The following is a 1680-nucleotide window of genomic DNA, read 5'->3' on the forward strand; positions in this document are numbered from 1 at the left end:
CCAATTTGACCAAATGTTTATAGCTGACATGCTTGTTCAAGGTCCTGTGTTTGATGGTTTCATTCAGTCTTTCCTCAAAGGCTTTGATAAACACCTTTTTTCCGGATTCTTTCAACACCACTTTATTGATATGGATATCAAAATCCTTGGACTGTATCTCTTTTTTGTTCAATACCCTAAAGATCACCCGGTCAACCAAAATGGGTTTGAAAATTTCAGCAATGTCCAAAGCAAGGGAATAACGTCGGTAACCCGGTTCATGGAGAAAACTGATCGTAGGATTCAATTGGGTATGGTAGATTTGATCCAAACACATGGTGTAGCACATCATGTTCCCAAAGGACACCAAAGCATTCACCTCATTCAGGGGAGGTTGCTTGCTCCTGCCTTCCATGGCATGTTCTTTTAGGATCACATCAAATGCCTCATAATAGACCTGCCTGATATTGCCCTCTATGCCCATCAGTTCCGGTATTTCGGTACAAAAATTGATTCTGGTGTTAAACTCCTGGATTTTCTCAAGCTTTTCGGACAGGTCTTTTTCCCGGTTGATATAATACTTGAGGTTTTTGGAAATGTTGAATGCAGCTCCCTCCACAAATTTTTTAGCGATTTTCAGCCTTTTCTCTTGGGTGGCATAATGGAGTGTTTGTTGTACCTGCATCTTTCCGGCAAGCAAATATTCCTTGGGCTGAAAACTGCCGGTATAATGTTCGTAATAGTCAAAGAAATGGACACTGATCCCTGCTTTGCCCAGAAAATTGTATAGGGCTGAATTCGCATCCAAGCTTCCGAAACAGTATAGGTCGGACACACCTTCCACAGGAATATATTTGGGCTGACCTTCCCTTTCATTTTCATCCACCGGAGTGAATTTAAGGGTATTGTCTTTTCTGCTCAATCGGCCCGGGTTAAAGAGGTAGTATGTTTTCTTCATTGGCGTAACAAAAATCATAATAGCTGCATGAACGGCAGATCTTCTTTTTCTCCAGAGGTGGGCAGTTTTCCTGTGTGATTAACCCCTGGATTTCAAGAATCCACCTTTTTACTATAATTTCATCCCCTTCTTCCCATTCTATCACTTGTCTTTGGCGCATTTTAGGGTACTCCAAGATTGCGGTGACACCATCGATGTTGTGCTGTTGCAAAACATACATATAGTATTTCACCTGAGCGATATGGGCGTATTCCGCTTTGTCTGATTTTTTCACCTCATGGATCACCTTGTTTTTAGCATCGTAAAAGTCGATTTTGATATTGTCTATTTGCAGTTCGGTGTATTTCTGGGACCTAGCTTGGTAGCTCGTTTCTCCTATAAGTTTGCCTTCAGCCACTACATCTGAATTGTGTTCCATCCTAATACCATTGGCATGAAGCCACATTTGTCGCTTGCAGACATGGTAAAGGTTGATCAGGGTAGCGTTGATTTGCATTATTTCAAATGAATATCATTTCTTGAAACTTCTGATCCAATAATCCTTTATCGTAATCATAAACCTCCCGATGACTGACTAGGTAGAGATATCCGTACTCTTCCCTGTTGCCAACCTGAATCAGTTCTTTGACCAGTTTTGATTCCGAAAACAATGAGAATGTGAACATCGCCATAATGGATTGCAGCATTTTCAGATTCCTTTTTCTATCAGTAAAGACCTCTGTGCGATCCATAATCAAGTGCCG

Annotated in this window: 3 protein-coding genes; all 3 read right to left on the reverse strand. The window is 41.1% G+C overall.

Annotation, left to right across the window (positions count from 1 at the left end):
• The coding region (gene cas1b / locus ACEW8U_RS18575) for a type I-B CRISPR-associated endonuclease Cas1b (RefSeq protein WP_373523558.1) at positions 1-901 on the reverse strand (901 nt) is incomplete at its 3' end.
• Between the two features lie 10 nt (positions 902-911).
• Positions 912-1433: a CRISPR-associated protein Cas4 gene (locus ACEW8U_RS18580; protein WP_373523559.1), complete on the reverse strand. Its 522-nt coding sequence runs from the start codon at positions 1431-1433 to the stop codon at positions 912-914.
• 4 nt (positions 1434-1437) lie between these two features.
• On the reverse strand, positions 1438-1680 hold a 243-nt coding region (locus ACEW8U_RS18585), incomplete at its 5' end, for a hypothetical protein (protein ID WP_373523560.1).

Origin of the sequence: Aquiflexum sp., assembly GCF_041751335.1 — a bacterium.
Taxonomy (GTDB): domain Bacteria; phylum Bacteroidota; class Bacteroidia; order Cytophagales; family Cyclobacteriaceae; genus Aquiflexum.

Excerpts from the sequence above, each read along its gene's own strand:
- ACEW8U_RS18580 (WP_373523559.1), bottom strand. The coding sequence starts at position 1,433 with ATGCAAATCAACGCTACCCTGATCAACCTTTACCATGTCTGCAAGCGA.